Consider the following 17,911-nt stretch of genomic DNA (forward strand, 5'->3'; position numbering starts at 1 on the left):
AATGACCCGTATGTTGATTAATTAGGAGCGTAATTAGCAGACCACTGCTCAAGAATCGCTTGGTATGGTTTGATAAATTGCTCTTCAACAAACTTCCCCTGCTCAATAGCCAGACGGCTACGTTCTTCACGGTCATACACAATTCGAGTAAGTGAATAATCTTCGTGTTTCAAGCTTGGTTGATAAGATTTTCCAGCCACTGAATTTGCGTTGTAAATTTCAGGACGGTAAATCTTTTGGAATGTTTCCATCGTACTAATGGTACTAATCAACTCAAGATTGGTGTAATCACTCAACAAATCGCCTGTAAAATAGAACGCTAACGGCGCAACGCTATTTGGCGGCATGAAGTAGCGAACTTTTAAGCCCATTTTTTGGAAATATTCATCAGTGAGTGAATAGTCTTCTTGCTTGTATTCAACACCTAAAACTGGATGTTCGTTTTCAGTACGGTGGTACTCTTTAGTCGTCGAAACGCTTAGGCAAATCACAGGCGCCTTTTTAAAGTTGGCTTTGTAAGTTTCAGAGTTAATAAAGCTCTTAAACAAGTTACCGTGCAATTCACCAAACTTTTCTGGCGTGCTAAAAGTCGACTTGTTTTTGTTGTGATCTAACAACAGCACACTAAAGTCATAGTCACGTACATAAGACGAGAAGTTGTTGCCCACAATACCTTCGATGCGCTCATTAGTTTTCTTATCAACAATATTGGTTTTCAATATTTCGATGAGAGGAAGCCCGCTGGTACGGTTTTCGGCATCAATGTTCATTTCAACTGAAATGATTTCAAGTTCAACACCATAGCGGTCACCTTTAGGGTTGTCCCAATGAGCTAAGGCATTGAAACGATTGTCGATCATCTGCAATGTATTGCGCAAATTCTCTTCGCGACTCATCCCTCTTGCCAAGTTAGCAAAGTTGGTTGTAATACGTGTATTGTCTGCTGGACGATAGTTCTCATCGAAACAAATACTCTTAATCGTAAATGTAAATTCTTTACTCATTGTGATCAGTACCCTAATTTCTGAGATAAAACCTAAATAAAAACTTTTTGCTCTTTTTAAACTTTCCAGACTTGTCAGATTTGTGCCTTATGGTCTTATCAAAGTGAATTACTGGAGCGCTTCAGAGCATGAATAGATTTATACCGCAATCAGAACATGAATAAAAATGATTTAGTCTCATTCAAAACTGAGTGAAATTCATGTTTAGGGTTTAATAAATAAGTATGAAGTTAAATTTTTTTCATCTTCGGGAATTTTAGACAACAGAAATTCAAGATACGCCGCTCACACGGCACTTTAATAATTTTAAATATTAATTATTATTTTCAAATACTTAATAGAAAAAATTTAAGTTAAAAAGAATCAACCTAAAGTAATGTGTGCTGACTTTCATTCATCTCTGCTTTTAGCCATTCTAAAAATATGGTTTTGCGTGAATCTTCCTCAAAAGCACTATGAGAAAGTAAAAAATAGGCTGAATTATCTTGCACAACAGGTGAAATTTTTTTCAGTAAGTTCCACTCAAGCTCTTTTTCAATCATATAAATTGAGATGACCGTTGCGCCGAGTCCAGCCAAACAACCTTCTAAACATAGATAAAAATGTTCGAGTTCAACTTTAGCGTAGTCTTTTAAACTTTGCTTTAATTCAGCAATGCGACTCATGCTTTTGAAAAAATTCGGTCTAGAGGTCGAAATGAGTAAGTCGTTTGTTTCCGATGGCTTGGTTGCTTGGACTAGAGCGATATATTCATCGGCAATCTTTTCGCTATAAAGATGCTCTCCCCAATCAAAGTCATTTCGGCGAATCGCGATATCAATATTATCTTTTTCAAAATCGACCACGCCGCCTGCTGTGAGTAATACCACTTCAAAATCATGACCAAGTTTTTTAAATTTTGATAACCGCGGTATGAGCCATTTCATGGAAAGAGTCGGTTCGCACGACAAAACCAATTGCTTGTTGTGAGTTTTAGGCTGGCTGAGTTCTATTAAACATTCATCGAGTTGACCAAAAACTTGATGGCAACAACTCAATAAAATTTCGCCCTGCTCCGTCATCACAAGTGTTTTGTTTTTTCGTTCGAATAAAGTCGTATTTAAAGCTTCTTCTAAATTATAAATTTGTTTACTGACCGCACTTTGCGTCACAAATAATTTCTTTGCAGCTAAAGTGACGCTGCCATATTTCGCCACAAAGTAGAAAAATTTTAGTGAATTCAGCGATATTCTTTCAATCATTCCAAAAACTCATAAATGTGTAGTCGTTTTTATCGATTTTTATTTTTAGATTTCTGTTCAAAATAAAAATCATCTTTATTAAACCCCATTTTAGATGATGAAAAGCATATTGAATATCTATACCTATCTTCATAAATGTAAAGCCCCAATCTTTCTCACGGAAAGAATAACAGCTTTAAGTAAAACAGTTCTCCTCTCAAATACATTCCAAAAAGTACAGATTAATCGCCTCATTTTCAGTGAGGGTGCAAGATAATGGCAGAGTTTATTGCAGTTATTCTCATTACGATTTTGGCGGTGGTTAGCCCCGGCGCTGACTTCGCGATCGTTACGAAAAATAGTTATCTGTACGGCAGAAAAATAGGTGTGTTCACTTCACTTGGAATATCGCTTGGCGTATTGGTACATGTAACCTATACGTTAGTTGCCGTTGCCTTCGTGATGACTTATACGCCACAAATTTTGAATATTGTTAAGTATATTGGCGCACTTTATCTGATCTATATTGGCTATAAAACTTTTACTCAAAAACCAGTTTTAGACGCTGCTGCTTTAAATTCTATAGGTACTTTGAAAGCCATAAAGTACGGCTTTTTTACCAACGCCCTCAACCCAAAAACCACGCTATTTGTGATTAGCACCTATACGCAAATTGTGAGTTTAACCACGCCTAAAACCATTCTTTTGGCTTATGGCTTTTTTATGTCATTTGCCCATTTTGTATGGTTTTCACTGGTCGCTGTGCTGTTTTCATCCATGCTACTGAGACAGAAAATGTTAGCCAAGCAAGTACAGATTAATAGGGTCATTGGCTCAATTTTATGTGTATTAGGTGTAATTCTGCTTTTTACTAAGTTTCAGTAGAGCTATTTAATTTTTAAGAAACTCTATAGTGAAGTTATGGTTAATGGACTAAGCGCTTTGTACAGAACTCAGTCCATTTGAGTAAGATAGATAGCTATTCTTTAACTCTTCGATTCAGATAAATCATTTACGTTCCAACGATTTGCTCTTTTAAAAGTTCCGACATCGTTAAACCGTACTCCCATATCACGCATGACTTTATGGGCAACTGGCGCGGTCATTTGGCGAATGTAGAATGGTTCTTTCACCACAAAATGATGGATGGCATGTGTTGAACCAAAGTTAAAGCAAAACAATTGGAACGGAGTCATCCACCACGGCGTTAATACTTGAGTTTGTTGAATGACATTACCCAATTCAACGTCACCGTAGTAATGCATATTACTAGTCACAAAGTGCAAGCAGAAAGTACGCAGCACATTCGGTGCAACCCAAACAACAGTCAAAATATTAACCACATGCATAATATTTAAAGTGGTAGCCGACCAAGCAATCGGTGCATTTGCCCAACTTGAAACGGCATCTACTGCATGAAAACCTAAAAAGATATACCACAGCGACCAATGAATAATTCCTAACGGAAAATAAGCCATAAATGCACGTTTAAAAATTACTTTTCTAACCGCCCAATTGCTTGCAGAAATAATACGGAATAAGACCGCCAAGCCATTATCACCAATCGCGATGAGTCGACGTATGCTCCACTGCTCTCCGTTGGTTAAAGCTCTTTCTTCTAAATCGACTTCGGTGCCTGAATTTTTATGATGGTTAAAATGCAGCTCACGACGTTTCCACGGGTTAATGGTACTTGGTCGAGCTAACCAGACTAAGCCCATCATTAAATGATGTGCCCATGGTTTCTTTCTAAAATACATCCAGTGAATCAGGTCATGCTCTAACTCATGGGTGAGCGATGCAAAAAAAGCAATAATTGGAATTGCAAACCAAGCTGAAAGTTGATGATTTATATAGAGCACGGCAGTCGCTATCATGCCGACCAAAGATATAAATAGAATCATCGCCCCAATGGCATTTTGATGGTGCAAAATAGGGTGGCGTTTGCGTAAAGCCACGCCTTCTGCTGTTACTACTTTTTTAATATGTTCGGTTTTTTCGCTATCGGTCATTCCGGCAGGATTTTTATAAATATAGGTCATCCGTTATTCCTCAGTTTTTCATGCCCCTACTTTATTTAGATCACCCTAAGTGTGCTTAGCTCGAAACGCCAATTTATTGGCTATGGATGCCAAAATAAAAAGATTCAAAATAAACAAAAGATTTTTTAGTTTTGAATCTTTTATACTGTTTACAGGAATATGAATCACAAGTTATAGGACATAACATGCCACAGACAGCAACGGCACTGGCTAGCTGGGTGAAAGCGATTCAAAAAGCGCTTGAAAAAGCCGGTGTTGATAGTCAACCTTTATTAGAACAAGCAGGTTTAGATATTCAGGCTCTGAGTAATCCTGATGCACGATATTCATTAAAACAAACAGCAAATTTATGGAAATTAGCAGTTCAGAAAACTCAAGATTCATGTTTTGGCCTTAAAGTTGCCAGCCAAGTCAATCAAAATACTTTTCATGTGTTAGGGCATTCACTGATTACTAGCACCACCCTAAAAGAGATGTTTCTAAAAATTATTCGTTATTTTCGTGTGGTTACGGATATTCCAGAGCTAGAGTTTTATGGGCAAGGAAGTAACCATTATTTCGTTATTCATGTTCCCGACGAAGTTCAGCCCGAGTCAATAGATGCATTTATTTCCGTTTTTATTCGCTCGAGTCGTGCCTTACAAGGCTCTGTTTTTTCACCCTTACGCATTGAACTTAGACGTTCAGAACCTGAAGATTTAGAAACATTCCAGAGTATTTTAAAAGCTCCGATTGTTTTTAATGCAGCCAAAGACATGATTGTGTTTGATACGGCAACCATAGAACAACCACTCGAAGGTGCAAATCCGACTCTCACCCAAGAATATGATGAAATTATTAATCGCTATCTGGCACGGTTCGATAAAGAAAATATATTGGCACGTGTGAAAGTAAAATTAATCGAAAAATTATCTACAGGTGATTTCCAACAACAAGACGTTGCGAAAAGTCTGGGCTTAAGCATACGGAGTCTGCAACGCAAACTTTCTGCCGAAAACACCTCTTATAGTGAATTACTCGATCAGACTCGGCATGAACTCGCCTTATCGTATATTAAAAACTCAAACCATAATATTACTGAGATTGCTTATATTCTGGGCTTCACCGATGTAAGTAGTTTTACCCGTGCGTTTCGCCGCTGGACCGATTTGTCACCTATCCATTATCGAGAAAAATATCTGGCTTGCTCTTAACTTTTAAAAAACCTAGGCAAAAAAGATGCATGTGAGTGCATCTTTTTTTATGAGTAACTTACTTTTTAGTAAGTAGTTCTAGCATCGAAACTGTAGTGACTTTGGCTCCCACTGGTAAAGCTTTTAAATCAACAATGTAGTTTGGACTATGTGGAATATAAGGCACAGGTTTGCCTTGCTTGACTGCATTTGCAAACACAACTGGGTCTGCCACACCAATAAACATAAAGTTAAAAGGAATGTCTTTTTGGTCGCCTAATAAATGGTGAACATCTTCTGACCCCATAACCGCAGGATACTCAGTCAGAACATGTTTATCGCCCAATAGTGCTTTTAAAGGCCCATTTAAACGTGCCGAAAATTCTTTATTGTTAATTACTGGTGTGCTTGAACCTTTAAAAGTGAAGGTCGGCATTTGGTCTTTACCCATCCCCTGCATTTGAGACGCGCCTTCACTCATAGACTTAATATTATTTAACATGGTTTCACGCACTTTAGGATCAAACCAGCGCAAGTTCATTTTGACCAACGCAGTAGAAGGAATCACGTTATTCGAGTTTCCAGCCTGAATTGAACCTATCGATAATACTGCCGCTTGTTGCGGATCAACTGCATTACCCATAATGGTTTGATATTGATTTACTGCATTGGCCGCCATACTAATCGGGTTTTTGGTGAGCATTGGTAGTGAACCATGCCCACCCACACCTTTAAATAAAACATCAAGCTGATCGGTTCCCGCCATACGTGGCCCCGGTGCATTGATGACTACGCCTACAGGTGCAGGTGTGGTATGCACTGCAAAGAAATAATCAGGTTTTGGCAAGTTATATTTTGTCCATAAGCCATCGGTCACCATAGCTTTTGCACCTGTGATCGGCTCTTCGGCAGGTTGCGCGACTAAAATAATAGTTCCGCTCCATTCCTTTTTTAAAGCGACTAATGTTTTTGCCATGCTGAGCATCCATGTCACATGTGCATCATGACCGCACATATGTGCTACAGGTGTTTCAGTTCCATCATCAAGTTTTACACGCACTTTACTCGCGTATGGTAAACCAGTCGCTTCTTCAACAGTGTTGGCATCCATATCGGCACGGTACATGACTGTTGGCCCTTCACCATTTTTTAAAATGCCGACTACGCCTGTTTTGGCTATTCCCGTTTTAACGTCAAAACCCAGTGACTTAAGTTCTTTGGCAACAATTGCTGAAGTACGCGTTTCCATAAACCCAAGTTCAGGGTGTTCATGAATGTCTTTATAGACCTTATTTAACCACTCTGTTTGCCTATCAATAATGGTTAACGCTTTTTGCGAAACCGCCGGTAAAGTTGTTGGACTTGCTTCCGCATGAAGGAGAGTTCCATAACCTGCCATGAAAGTCGACAAACCTAAAAATATACCGTTTTTGATCATTTTATTCATGTAATTAAAACCTTATAAATGTCTGATTTAATTTTAAAATTTATATCCAATTTTTAAGCCATAGCTGACTGAGTGGTTATCCTTAAACTCACCTACATAATAGTCACTACCCGCCTGTGCGCCAAGCTGAGCTTTTGCATCGCCTAACCAAAAATATTTAATACCACCAGAAATAAAGTATTGCGATGTCGGGCTATATTGAGCACCCACGCCCAAGTTGTAATATCCCTTGGTTGGGCCACCCGTTGACACTTTATCACCTGCTCCCGAGTCCCATCCAACCGACACAGAACCTAACCATTTAGGTGAAAAGCGTTGTCCAACCCCCAAATTTAAAGACCATTGGTCATCATAATAACGAACCAAATTAAAACCTTCCGGACGGCTTGGCGTTGATAGTCCGCCAACAACTTTTGAGATCTCACCGAAGCGATAAGGTTGCAAAGCAAGATCACTCCAATTTACCCAGCGTAAACTACCAAACAGTAACGTTCCCTGACGAAGTCCAGTCTGGAACTCCAAATTCACTGAGTCTGGAGATTTAAATTTTGTTGTACCTGTATCTTCTTGTTCTGGCAAATTAGCAATAATCTGATTTAAGTAAGCTTTCTTTTGTAAAGTCATCTGGCCAATAGAAATCATGTAGTCTAAATGCTGATTAACTAGATCACGACCTTGTTGAGTGCTTAACATATCAATGAGTGGGGCATTTTCAGTCGCGTTTAGCTTGTGAGTAATGGCTGAACGGTAGGTTAATGAGACTTTCACAGCTTTTTCCGGAATCTGGTAGGCAAGCCCTGCTAACCATCCCAAGTCACCTACAGTTTTGGTGTGAAAGTCATAGCCGTTGTAAAGACTAAATACATTACCTCTTAATTCAACCTGACTTTTAAAGGTTTGATAGACTGGCCCCGCATAAAGATTCCAGTTTTTTGTGGGTTGATACCCCAAAATAAAGCTTAAATTTTGTATATCAAATTCTGATTTTGCATTTCCTGTAGGAGCCTGACCAGAAGTAGCATTGGCAAGTCCTGCTGTTGTAATGCCGGGTAACATAACCGTGTCTTTTGGCGTGGCAACAAAGCCATTTAGGCCTGAATATTGTGTGTCGGCACCAAATGGTTGATCGTAAAGCAAGCCAAATGAATACTGCGGTGCTAACTGTAATTTTAACGCTGCGGTAGGTCGATAATCGGTGTTGGCTATATCTGAAATTGAATGATGTGACGGGTTTGTGCCCGACTCTACACCACTTAAATCGGCATCTGTGATTCCTAAACTTGCTTCAAAATAGTTACCCGGTTGTAAAAATGCCGCTACAGACTGCCCTGTTTTATCAAATGCAGCCGCATGTAAGGTGCTTGTGCAAATTGAAGTTATTCCTAAGATCAATATTTTTTTATTCACAACAAAACTCATGGATCCATCCTGGATATTTTTTATTTTGATTCCTCACTTTATGTAGATTTGAATGCTTCTGCTTAGCTCCAAACGCCAATGAGTTGACCGTAGATGCCATATTGAAAAGTTATGGTTTGTGTAGCGGTAAGCACAACAAAGTTTTTATGTTAAAAAAGGGCTTACTTTTTAGATTTAAAAAACAATTGCAGACTGTATTGATAAAAAAAGCGTGTAGTGAGAATTACAAAAATTAATCTTGAGAGTTGAAAGGAAACAACGATGGGTACTGCGAGTCCGAGAGCTTTAGCCATCAGTGACATTTCTGCGATGCCTCCGGGTGAAAGGCCTAAAATCAAGATTTGTTTTTCTGTATGACTTAAATTAACCAGTAATAAAGCAACGCTGATCGATAACACTAAAGCCAGTAAATTGAATATCAGTGTGATTCCAATAAATTTTTTATTTTTTCTTAAAAAGCTAAATGGAAATTTGCTACCTAGTGACCAACCAATACAGACTTGACCAAAGGCAGTAAACCATTCAGGTAATTTCATCTGAAGTATTCCACAAAATGACAAGAACCCAATAATGGCGAGTGGCCCCAAAATCCAAGCATTCAAAAGATTAAAAAATTGAAAAACCTTACCCACAAACAGAGCTAGACAAAACAGCAATACAACCTGAAAAAAGCTAAATTGATCCGACACTGGTATCTTTAAACCAGTCCATTCGACATGAAAATAAAGCTCCATAAAAATTGGAACCAGCACAACCAAAATCACAATTCTCAAACTATGGGCAGCAACGACTTTATCGACTTGAGCTTGGTGTCGCTCTGCAATATTCACCATTTCACTGGCGCTACCAATTGCAGAAGAAAACCATGCAGTTGCCCAATCCAAGGCATTAACTCGATATTGCAATCCAGCTAGCAACGTACCCAACACAAGTGACCATGCCAAACCTATGAGGATAAAGCCCCAATATGCTGCCACTGCCTGTACCAAAGCTGGTGAAAAGTATAGGCCTAAAGCCATACCAATAATGACCTGCCCTATGCGTCGCCACTGGGGATCACAGGCAAGTGGATGACCAACACTACCGAACAATAAAGCCGTCAATAGAGGTCCAAGCAACCAAGGTAAGGGAATATGCAAATATTTGGCAATTAAAGCTCCGACCAGAGCAATTGCTAATCCTGTGAGATTTGAGCTTATTTTTTCCATAATTCAGAGCAATAATAGCCAACTAATGCTGACTATTATTGCTGTCCTTTTAAGCTTGTTGCTTTTTGATAAACAAGTATTTACGAACGATTGGCAAGATCAATAATAATCCTGACATGATCCAAAGTCCTATACTAATGTTACTGCTCCATAAGACATCAAGTTCCCCTTGAGAAATTGAGAGTGCACGGCGCAGATTCGATTCCATTAATTCGCCAAGTACAAAACCAAGAATCAGTGGAGCTAAGGGAAAATCAAATTTTCTGAGAATATATCCACATACACCTAAGCCCATACATAACAGCAAGTCAAAGATATTGCTATGAATAGCATACACACCAACAAAACTCACACTTGCGATGATCGGAATCAGAATGTAATTAGGAATACTCAGCATGCGGGCAAAGAAGCCTACCAATGGCAAGTTTAATACCAACAGAATGATATTACCCACCATAAGCGATGCAATCAGCGACCACACCAATACAGGTTGCTGAACAAATAACTGCGGACCTGGTGCAATGTTGTACATAAGCAATGCGCCCATCATGACCGCAGTCGTCCCCGAGCCCGGCACACCTAGTGTCAACATGGGCACAAATGAACCACAAGCGGCTGCGTTATTCGCACTTTCTGGTGCAGCAAGTCCACGTAAATCACCTTTACCAAACTTGCTACTATCTTTTGCCATTTTTCGTTCAGTGGTATAGGCCATCGCACTTGCAACGGTTGCGCCAGCTCCTGGAAGAATACCCAAGAAGAAACCAATCACTGAACTGCGGATAATAGCAACCAACGAGAAAAAGAACTCTTTAAGATTAAAAAGAGAACGCTTTCCTTGTTTTAAAGCAACTTGACCAATTGTCGTACGTTCGAGCATTAATAGGATTTCGCTTACACTAAATAGGCCAATAACCAAAGTTGTGAATGCAATTCCGTCACTTAAACCCACACTGTTAAAGGTAAAGCGATATACACCTGTAATTGCATCCATTCCCACAGTTGAAAGTGCTAGGCCCATGAGTGCCATAATTAAAGTTTTAAAAGGCTGCGTACTGACCAGACCAGTTAAACAAACAATGGCAAAAACCATCAGAGCAAAATATTCAGCGGGACCAAACGCAATTGCCCATTTCGCCAATATAGGAGCAAACAACACAATCCCAATAAAGGCGACCGTACTCCCAACAAAGGAACTGACCGATGACAAAGACAATGCAATTCCTGCCTTACCTTGCTGTGCCAATGGATAACCATCTAACGTGGTCATAATAGCTCCAGCATCTCCGGGTACGTTTAACAGAATCGCTGAAATCCGTCCGCCATATTCACAGCCCAAATAAACTGCTGCCAATAAAATCAAGGCACTATCTACGGGTAAACCCAAAGCGTAAGCAAACGGCAATAAAATTGCCACACCATTAATTGGACCTAAACCCGGTAATAAGCCAACAATCGTTCCAATAAATGCGCCAATCAAAGCAATTAAAAGATTCTGCGGCTGCAAGGCAACCTCAAACCCCATCATTAAAAAACTTAATACATCCATATCGGGTCATCCTTAACCAAAAAATCCAAGTGGTAATGGCACATCCAAGAAACGGTCAAACATATAGTAGGTACTCATGCTCAGTACCAAACCTGTCACCAAAACCGGTATGGTTTTGCCATGGAAAAGTTTGCCCACTGCAATGGTCATCAACAGGGTTGCAACAATAAAGCCGAGCCATTCAAAAACTAATGCATACAACGTTAAAGCCACCGCACATAACGTTAACTTAACGACTAATTTTTTTGTCCATTCCAATTCCACAGGTTCAAACATAATGGCTGGTCGAATAGTGAGATACGCTGCACTCGCTGTAATTAAGCCCATTAATAAAATAGGAAAAGCTTTAGGGCCCACTGGATCGTAGGAAATTGGGGCTTCAAAATTGCTCGCATAAATCAACAAAAATAACCCACAAACCGTAATAATGGCGGTAAGAATCCGTTCAGATTTCATCATCTATCCTCAGAAAAAAACTGAGCTGAAAAATAGCTTCTCAACCCAGCCGATTTGTTATTGTGATAATTTATATTCTTGCGATAACTGCCGCATTTCCGCGGTCTGTTTATAAACATAAGCTTTGAGTTCTTCACCTGTCAGCTGAAATGGGAGTAGATCCTGATTTTCACGGACTGCGTCAAATTTCTGGTTAGCCATCATTTTATCGAAGGCATTTTTCCACCAACCATAAGCTTCATCACTGACCTTTGGCCCCATATAGAAACCACGTATGACTGGCCACTCAATGTCATAACCTTGCTCTTTTGCAGTAGGTAATTTTGAGAACTTCCCATCTAAACGCTTGTTAGCAAAAACTGCCAATACCCGAATATCACCAGACTCTAGGTATGAACTGACTTCACTAATATTACCGACCCCAACTTGAATATGCTGTCCCAATAATGAAGTCAGCACTTCCCCACCGCCTTCAAGTGCAACAAATCTTAAATCGGCAGGACTAATACCTGCTTTTTTTGCCAACATTGCTGTTTGCATCCAGTCTTGACCGCCCACACTTCCAGCACCACCAAAGCTGAGTGCTTTTGGGTTTTCTCTGAGTGCTTTCATCAAGTCATCGAGGTTTTTCAATGGTGAGTCTTTATGTACCGAAACCAAACCATAATCGACGGCGACCCCAGACAACCATTTCACATCTTTTTCAGTGAAGTGTCCGAATTTTCCTTGTGCTAAGTTCAAGAGTGAACCAGTGGAAAATGCAACCACGGCATTATTATTCGCAGGATCACTGTTTACGATTTTGTTATAGGCTACGGCACCTACCCCACCCGGCATATAGGTTACGCGTATTGGATCTTTGAGCTGGTCTGTTTGTTTAAAGCCAGATTGAATCAATTTACAGGTCATATCAAACCCGCCACCCGGCTTAGCTGGGGCTATACATTCCGGACGTTTTGGCTGCCCCGCCTCTTTAGAAGCATTTCCTGAACCACACCCAGCCATTGTCACACTGACGCATGTTAATGCGAGTAAAGTTAAATTTTTCATGTTACATACATCCTTATAACGTTTTGCTCTATTCATATTTTGATTTTTACTAATCTCCATAATCGACCTCCTTGGCACGATCATGCTTATCGGTTTTTAGTTTTGGTCTTATGTTTGAAATGCGCTTTTCACAGCAAACTTCTGTAATGCAGCGTTACTATAAAAATTACGAATCAATCGACTGAAAGAAATAGCTAAGGAGAGGGAAAGTTAGGACAATCACCAGATCTATAATGAGAATTAAAACCTTTGCAGAAATATCTAAAAATGCTACGGTTAAATAATACTGATGAATAACAACAAGATAGTAAAAACGTAATCTATTGAGTTGTCTTTTGCATATCCATGCTATGGGTAACGTTAATATTTAAATAAATAAACCTATTTACCCAATTTTCCCTTCTGATCAAATGAGCTAAATACTCATATATTTTTCCAATAGTTATTTAATCAGTTACTCTTCTTCATAATTTGAAAATCCATCATATTTTCTAATGCATCATGCATTTAATGTGCTCCTTTTTTTCATTTGAAAAGATTAAAGCACAGATCAAGAAAACATCGTGATACCAATAAATTAAAGGGGGCATTAGTAAAATTAAATAGGTTAAAACTCTAAGAATAGGGAATGTGAAAGACTGAAAATTTAAGGGTAAATTTATCGTAATAATAAATAAAAGTTAGAGGAGAAATTTTAATATTAAAGTTGAAAAAGATCGTTTTTATTGTTTTTAGAATATCAAATTAAAGATCTTTTTTATGGATTGCTGTTAATATTAAAGCACATGATAGATTTCCCAATCCTTCATATCTGTACAAATTAAATCAAGGATGATGAGCGAACACATTTATTATGGAAATCAAACAAATAAAGTATTTTTTGACTGTGGTTGAAGCAGGTAGTATTGGTAAAGCCGCCCAAAAACTCGATGTGGGTGCTTCTGCTATTAGCCAGCAAATTAGTAAATTAGAACAAGAGCTAAGCATTCGCCTATTACAGCGTAATGCCTTTGGTGTAACCCCTACTCCAGCAGGTCTCGCCTTTTTAAAACATTCTCAACTTATTTTACGTCAAGTGAACTTCGCGGTAGATGCTGCTCATTCTGCACGACTGTCTGGACATGTCAGCCTTGGCTTTCCACCGACGATTACTGCTTTGATTGGCATCCCTTTAATGAAGCTAATGTCTGAACGTTACCCAGACATTCGTTTAGAGATTGTGGAAACGCTATCGGGGAATCTAATTCAATCTATTAACTCGCGTCAGCTCGATATCGCGATTATTTTTACCAATGAAATTGATAAACAGTGGTCGATTCAACCCTTGGTACGCGAGCAAATGTATTTAATGGCACGAAAGGAAGTTCTAGAAGAATATGGTCTTGCCGATTGCATCAAAAGTGGTGTGATTCAGTCTCAACAAATTGGAGACCTTCCTTTAGTATTACCACGCCAGCGCCATAGTTTAAGAAAGTTGCTTGAGCACAAGATTGGTCAGCTTAATGTCGTCTATGAAATTGATGGCCTACACTTACTTATGGACAGTCTAATTCACCTCGACCTTGCCAGTGTCCGCCCAGGTAGCGCTTGTCTGCAAGAGTACAAACATAAGCTTCAATTACTCAAGTTAGTAGACCCTGAAGTTGAACGAATCAATTACTTGGTAAGCCTTGCCGAAGAAGAATTATCACCTGCCGCACTTGCCGCAAAGTCAGCCATTAAGGCATGTGTGAAAGATTTGATTCAAAACCAGATTTGGCCATGTTCTGAAATTATTTTATAAAGAGTCATTAATTTTATTAAATACCTAATTAATTTTGCCCTCTCACTCCCTCCTGCTTTTTGAGATTACATTTTCGTCCGAATGATAAGTGGTTTTCCGCTTATCGAAATATAGATGTGTAGTTTGAACTGGAAACAAGGCATCACATTTTCTGCAAAGGACCTCGCTAAATCTCATCTCTAACCCATTTGCTCTTTAGATTTATTGATTGAATCAATTTAGGTCCAGCCTCGAAAATCGTGAATGTTTCCATTTTGTCAGGCCAAGGAGGTCTCCAATGGATGTCGTGAATAACCGTAGGGCTACTTTTAAAAAAATATTAAATGTAACGAGTGGCAACTTTTTAGAGCAGTACGACTTTTTTCTTTTTGGTTTCTATGCCACTTATATCGCGGCAAAATTTTTCCACTCTGAAAATGAATATGTCTCTTTAATGATGACATTTACCGTATTTGCTGCGGGTTTTCTTATGCGTCCTCTCGGCGCTATTTTCTTGGGCGCTTATGTCGACAGAGTTGGTCGACGCAAAGGTCTTATTGTTACTTTAAGTCTTATGGCCATCGGAACCATCTTAATTACCTTTGTACCGGGTTATGAAACCATAGGTATTATTGCGCCGATTTTGGTGGTGATTGGACGTCTATTACAAGGCTTCTCGGCAGGTGTTGAATCTGGCGGTGTTTCTATTTATCTCGCAGAGATTGCAACGGATAAAAATCGCGGATTTATCACAAGCTGGCAGTCTGGCAGCCAACAAGTTGCTGTTGTATTTGCCGCATTACTTGGCTATTGGCTCAACACCATCTTAACTACGGCTCAAGTGGGTGAATGGGGCTGGCGTATTCCGTTCTTAATCGGTTGTTTGATTATTCCGTTAATCTTCTTGTTCCGTCGTACTTTAGAGGAAACTGAAGACTTTAAATCGCAAAAGACTCATCCTTCAACAAAAGAAATTTTCAGCACACTGGCAAGCAACTGGCGCATCGTACTTGCAGGTATGATGATGAGTGCCATGACCACAACCACGTTCTATTTCATTACGGTTTACACCACAGTATATGCAAAACGCACTTTAGAAATGTCAGTAACAGACAGCCTTTTAGCAACAGTGTTTGTTGGTTTGTCTAATTTCTTCTGGTTACCAATGGGTGGTTTGCTTTCAGACAAAATTGGTCGCCGTCCAGTACTAGTCGGTATTACCACACTTGCTCTCTTTACAAGTTATCCGGTTTTAAGTTGGTTAGTGAGCAACATTAGTTTCTCTAACCTTCTAATTACGCTTGCTTACTTCTCATTCTTCTTTGGTATGTACAACGGAACCATGGTCGCAACGCTTGCAGAAGTGATGCCGAAACGTGTGCGTACAGTTGGTTTCTCTTTAGCGTTCAGCCTTGCAGCCGCTATTTTTGGTGGTATGACCCCAATGGCTTGTACCTTCCTTGTCGAAAACACAGGTAACCCAAGTACCCCTGCTTTCTGGCTTATGCTCGCTGCGGTCTGTAGCCTCATTTCAAGCTTGTATCTATGCCGCGGTTCTAAACAGAAAAATACTGACACGATTGCTGAACCTGCAAAAATTAGCGCTTAAAACAACAACTACTTAACCTGAAATTTTAATGAACAGTACGGCAGATCTTAAATCTCCGTACTGTGTTCTCCTGTCATTAAAGCGAGATACTATGAAAAAGTCCCCTATCTTCATGACCATTTGCCTAGCTGGTGCTAGCTTAGGCTCAACTCTTGCTAACGCAGATACAATCGAAGTAATTAGCTCAGGTGGTTTTTATTCATCTATGGAAAAACTCATTCCATTATTTGAAAAACAAACAGGCCATACCGTGCATCTCTCGTCTGGATCATCAATGGGTGCATCACCGACTGCAATTCCAAACCGTCTTGACCGTGGTGAACGTTTTGATGTGGTGGTCTTGGCTGCTCCTGAACTCAACAAGCTCGCAGAAAAGGGTTATGTAGACCCAAATTCACAAAGTGCATTAGTGAATTCAAGCATTGGCATGGCTGTGCCTAAAGGTGCACCAAAACCAGATATCAGTTCTGCAGAAAAATTTGAAAAAGTTTTATTAAATGCCAAGCATATCGGCTATTCAGCAAGTGCGAGCGGTACGCATCTTGAAAAAGATGTTTTCCCAAGCTTCCCGCCTGTCGAGTACAAAGTAATTTCGAGTAAGGCAGAAAAAGTGGTAGGCGACCGCGTTGCAAAACGTATCGCTGAAGGCCAGTTTGATGTTGGTTTCCAGCAAATTAGTGAAATCAAACCTTTTACTGGCAAATATGGTCAAGTTGAATTAGTCGGCCCAATTCCTGCACCTTATCAAAAAGTGACGGTATTTGCGGCAGGCATTGGTAAAAACTCGGAACATGCAAAAGTCGCAAAAGAGTTAATTAAATTTGTGAAATCGCCACAAGCAACACAAATTATTGAAGAACAGGGTCTTGAGCAGGTTAAAGAATAAAAGCTCTAAAAGGCAACGTCTTGAGGTGATGTTGCCTTTTCTCTTTTAGTGGTTTACTCAAAGCAATAGAACAAAATCTATAGCGATAAACCAGTGTAGAATTAATCCATAAAGGTTAATGTAGTATTTGCCGTGGAACTTAAACAATTAAAGTATTTTATTGCAGTGATCGAGTCAGGAAGCTTGGGTAAAGCTGCAAAAAATCTCGATATTGGAACTTCTGCATTAAGCCAGCAAATCTCTAAATTAGAAAGCGAGCTTTCTATTCGCCTTTTACAACGTACCGCTTTGGGTACGGTTCCCACCCCTGCGGGCTTAGCTTTTTTTCAACAAGTACAACTGGCACTTAGACACCTAGACCATGCCGTAGACTCTGCGCATTCTTCACGTTTAAGTGGCCACGTCACCGTCGGTTTTTCACCGAGTGTTGCAGCAGTTATTGGCACACACTTTTTAAAACTCATGAGAAACCGTTACCCCGACATTAAAGTCCGTTTAATCGAGGGCTTATCGGGTGACTTAAAAGCTTTAGTTAATGCAAGGCAACTCGATGTTGCCATCATCTTTAGTGATGATGTTGACCCACAGTGGGCTATACAGCCTTTAGTCAAAGAACAGATGTTTTTAATCTCGCCTAAAGAAGTACTGAGTCATTACCATCTTGAAAACTGTATAGACACTCAGACCATTAATCATTCACAGCTTAAAGAACTCCCTCTGATTTTACCAAGTCAACGACATGGACTGCGTTTATTACTCGAACAGAAAATTCATCAGCTTAAAGTGGCCTATGAAATTGATGGGCTGCATTTGTTAATGGAAAGCATTAACCAACTTGAAATGGCAACCATCCAACCTGCGGGTGCATCGTTAAACTCGCGGCAAGACTTATGTTTACTGCGCATTGTAGAACCTGCAATTGAACGCATTAACTATTTAATTAGCCTCTCTGAAGAAGAACTCTCGCCTGCCACCTTAGCCACGAAGGTGGTGATTCGTGCCTGTGTAGCAAACTTGATTAATGAAAAGCGCTGGCCCGGTGCGGAACTCATAAACACTTAAGCCATTAGTGTTTATTTTTACTAAA

At 39.6% G+C, this 17,911-nt stretch carries 15 protein-coding genes; 6 read left to right on the forward strand and 9 right to left on the reverse strand.

Annotated features, from left to right (window positions below; genetic code table 11):
* Positions 1-17: 17 nt before the first annotated feature.
* Positions 18-1,004 carry a DUF1852 domain-containing protein gene (locus J580_RS11955; RefSeq protein ID WP_000031350.1) on the reverse strand — a complete coding sequence of 329 codons (987 nt, stop codon included), beginning with the start codon at positions 1,002-1,004 and terminating at the stop codon, positions 18-20.
* A 368-nt stretch (positions 1,005-1,372) separates the two neighbouring features.
* Positions 1,373-2,245, reverse strand: a complete 873-nt coding sequence (locus J580_RS11960) for a LysR family transcriptional regulator (RefSeq protein ID WP_032004311.1) — start codon at positions 2,243-2,245, stop codon at positions 1,373-1,375.
* A gap of 255 nt (positions 2,246-2,500) precedes the next feature.
* On the opposite strand from J580_RS11960, the gene J580_RS11965 reads away from it, so the two are divergent.
* Positions 2,501-3,109, forward strand: a complete 609-nt coding sequence (locus tag J580_RS11965) for a LysE family translocator (RefSeq protein ID WP_032004313.1) — start codon at positions 2,501-2,503, stop codon at positions 3,107-3,109.
* Between the two features lie 101 nt (positions 3,110-3,210).
* On the opposite strand, the gene J580_RS11970 is transcribed toward J580_RS11965, so the two are convergent.
* Positions 3,211-4,236: a fatty acid desaturase gene (locus J580_RS11970; protein WP_081403636.1), complete on the reverse strand. Its 1,026-nt coding sequence runs from the start codon at positions 4,234-4,236 to the stop codon at positions 3,211-3,213.
* 215 nt (positions 4,237-4,451) lie between these two features.
* Between J580_RS11970 and J580_RS11975 the strand changes: the two genes are divergently transcribed.
* Positions 4,452-5,459 carry an AraC family transcriptional regulator gene (locus J580_RS11975; RefSeq protein WP_032004315.1) on the forward strand — a complete coding sequence of 336 codons (1,008 nt, stop codon included), beginning with the start codon at positions 4,452-4,454 and terminating at the stop codon, positions 5,457-5,459.
* Between the two features lie 58 nt (positions 5,460-5,517).
* On the opposite strand, the gene J580_RS11980 is transcribed toward J580_RS11975, so the two are convergent.
* The 6 genes from J580_RS11980 to J580_RS12005 all read right to left on the reverse strand — a co-directional run bounded on the left by J580_RS11980 (position 5,518) and on the right by J580_RS12005 (position 12,627).
* On the reverse strand, positions 5,518-6,885 hold the full coding sequence (locus J580_RS11980; protein WP_032004316.1) for an amidohydrolase: 1,368 nt from the start codon (positions 6,883-6,885) through the stop codon (positions 5,518-5,520).
* A 33-nt stretch (positions 6,886-6,918) separates the two neighbouring features.
* A complete protein-coding gene (locus tag J580_RS11985; RefSeq protein WP_032004317.1) occupies positions 6,919-8,304 on the reverse strand; it encodes an outer membrane protein transport protein in 1,386 nt (461 codons plus the stop codon).
* Positions 8,305-8,465: 161 nt separating this feature from the next.
* Positions 8,466-9,512: an AbrB family transcriptional regulator gene (locus tag J580_RS11990; RefSeq protein ID WP_032004318.1), complete on the reverse strand. Its 1,047-nt coding sequence runs from the start codon at positions 9,510-9,512 to the stop codon at positions 8,466-8,468.
* A gap of 49 nt (positions 9,513-9,561) precedes the next feature.
* Positions 9,562-11,061: a tripartite tricarboxylate transporter permease gene (locus J580_RS11995; RefSeq protein ID WP_000382837.1), complete on the reverse strand. Its 1,500-nt coding sequence runs from the start codon at positions 11,059-11,061 to the stop codon at positions 9,562-9,564.
* A gap of 12 nt (positions 11,062-11,073) precedes the next feature.
* The gene (locus J580_RS12000) at positions 11,074-11,520 is read right to left on the reverse strand and encodes a tripartite tricarboxylate transporter TctB family protein (protein ID WP_081403621.1); all 447 of its coding nucleotides are present in this window, start codon (positions 11,518-11,520) and stop codon (positions 11,074-11,076) included.
* Positions 11,521-11,574: 54 nt separating this feature from the next.
* Entirely contained in the window at positions 11,575-12,627 is a 1,053-nt protein-coding gene (locus tag J580_RS12005) for a Bug family tripartite tricarboxylate transporter substrate binding protein (RefSeq protein WP_032004320.1), read from the reverse strand.
* Positions 12,628-13,420: 793 nt separating this feature from the next.
* Between J580_RS12005 and J580_RS12010 the strand changes: the two genes are divergently transcribed.
* The 4 genes from J580_RS12010 (at position 13,421) to J580_RS12025 (ending at position 17,886) form a co-directional block, all read left to right on the forward strand.
* Entirely contained in the window at positions 13,421-14,350 is a 930-nt protein-coding gene (locus tag J580_RS12010; RefSeq protein ID WP_005071169.1) for a LysR family transcriptional regulator, read from the forward strand.
* A gap of 277 nt (positions 14,351-14,627) precedes the next feature.
* Positions 14,628-15,938: an MFS transporter gene (locus J580_RS12015; RefSeq protein ID WP_032004321.1), complete on the forward strand. Its 1,311-nt coding sequence runs from the start codon at positions 14,628-14,630 to the stop codon at positions 15,936-15,938.
* 91 nt (positions 15,939-16,029) lie between these two features.
* The gene (locus J580_RS12020; protein WP_032004322.1) at positions 16,030-16,824 is read left to right on the forward strand and encodes a substrate-binding domain-containing protein; all 795 of its coding nucleotides are present in this window, start codon (positions 16,030-16,032) and stop codon (positions 16,822-16,824) included.
* Between the two features lie 132 nt (positions 16,825-16,956).
* Positions 16,957-17,886 carry a LysR family transcriptional regulator gene (locus tag J580_RS12025; protein ID WP_032004323.1) on the forward strand — a complete coding sequence of 310 codons (930 nt, stop codon included), beginning with the start codon at positions 16,957-16,959 and terminating at the stop codon, positions 17,884-17,886.
* Positions 17,887-17,911: the final 25 nt, after the last annotated feature.

Source organism: Acinetobacter sp. 1542444 (genome assembly GCF_000581835.1).
Classification (GTDB): domain Bacteria; phylum Pseudomonadota; class Gammaproteobacteria; order Pseudomonadales; family Moraxellaceae; genus Acinetobacter; species Acinetobacter pittii.

Excerpts from the sequence above, each read along its gene's own strand:
- J580_RS11955 (WP_000031350.1), bottom strand. The coding sequence starts at position 1,004 with ATGAGTAAAGAATTTACATTTACGATTAAGAGTATTTGTTTCGATGAG.
- J580_RS12020 (WP_032004322.1), top strand. The coding sequence starts at position 16,030 with ATGAAAAAGTCCCCTATCTTCATGACCATTTGCCTAGCTGGTGCTAGC.
- J580_RS12010 (WP_005071169.1), top strand. The coding sequence starts at position 13,421 with ATGGAAATCAAACAAATAAAGTATTTTTTGACTGTGGTTGAAGCAGGT.
- J580_RS11985 (WP_032004317.1), bottom strand. The coding sequence starts at position 8,304 with ATGAGTTTTGTTGTGAATAAAAAAATATTGATCTTAGGAATAACTTCA.
- J580_RS11980 (WP_032004316.1), bottom strand. The coding sequence starts at position 6,885 with ATGAATAAAATGATCAAAAACGGTATATTTTTAGGTTTGTCGACTTTC.
- J580_RS11965 (WP_032004313.1), top strand. The coding sequence starts at position 2,501 with ATGGCAGAGTTTATTGCAGTTATTCTCATTACGATTTTGGCGGTGGTT.
- J580_RS12005 (WP_032004320.1), bottom strand. The coding sequence starts at position 12,627 with ATGGAGATTAGTAAAAATCAAAATATGAATAGAGCAAAACGTTATAAG.
- J580_RS12015 (WP_032004321.1), top strand. The coding sequence starts at position 14,628 with ATGGATGTCGTGAATAACCGTAGGGCTACTTTTAAAAAAATATTAAAT.
- J580_RS11975 (WP_032004315.1), top strand. The coding sequence starts at position 4,452 with ATGCCACAGACAGCAACGGCACTGGCTAGCTGGGTGAAAGCGATTCAA.
- J580_RS11995 (WP_000382837.1), bottom strand. The coding sequence starts at position 11,061 with ATGGATGTATTAAGTTTTTTAATGATGGGGTTTGAGGTTGCCTTGCAG.
- J580_RS11960 (WP_032004311.1), bottom strand. The coding sequence starts at position 2,245 with ATGATTGAAAGAATATCGCTGAATTCACTAAAATTTTTCTACTTTGTG.
- J580_RS12000 (WP_081403621.1), bottom strand. The coding sequence starts at position 11,520 with ATGATGAAATCTGAACGGATTCTTACCGCCATTATTACGGTTTGTGGG.
- J580_RS11990 (WP_032004318.1), bottom strand. The coding sequence starts at position 9,512 with ATGGAAAAAATAAGCTCAAATCTCACAGGATTAGCAATTGCTCTGGTC.
- J580_RS11970 (WP_081403636.1), bottom strand. The coding sequence starts at position 4,236 with ATGACCGATAGCGAAAAAACCGAACATATTAAAAAAGTAGTAACAGCA.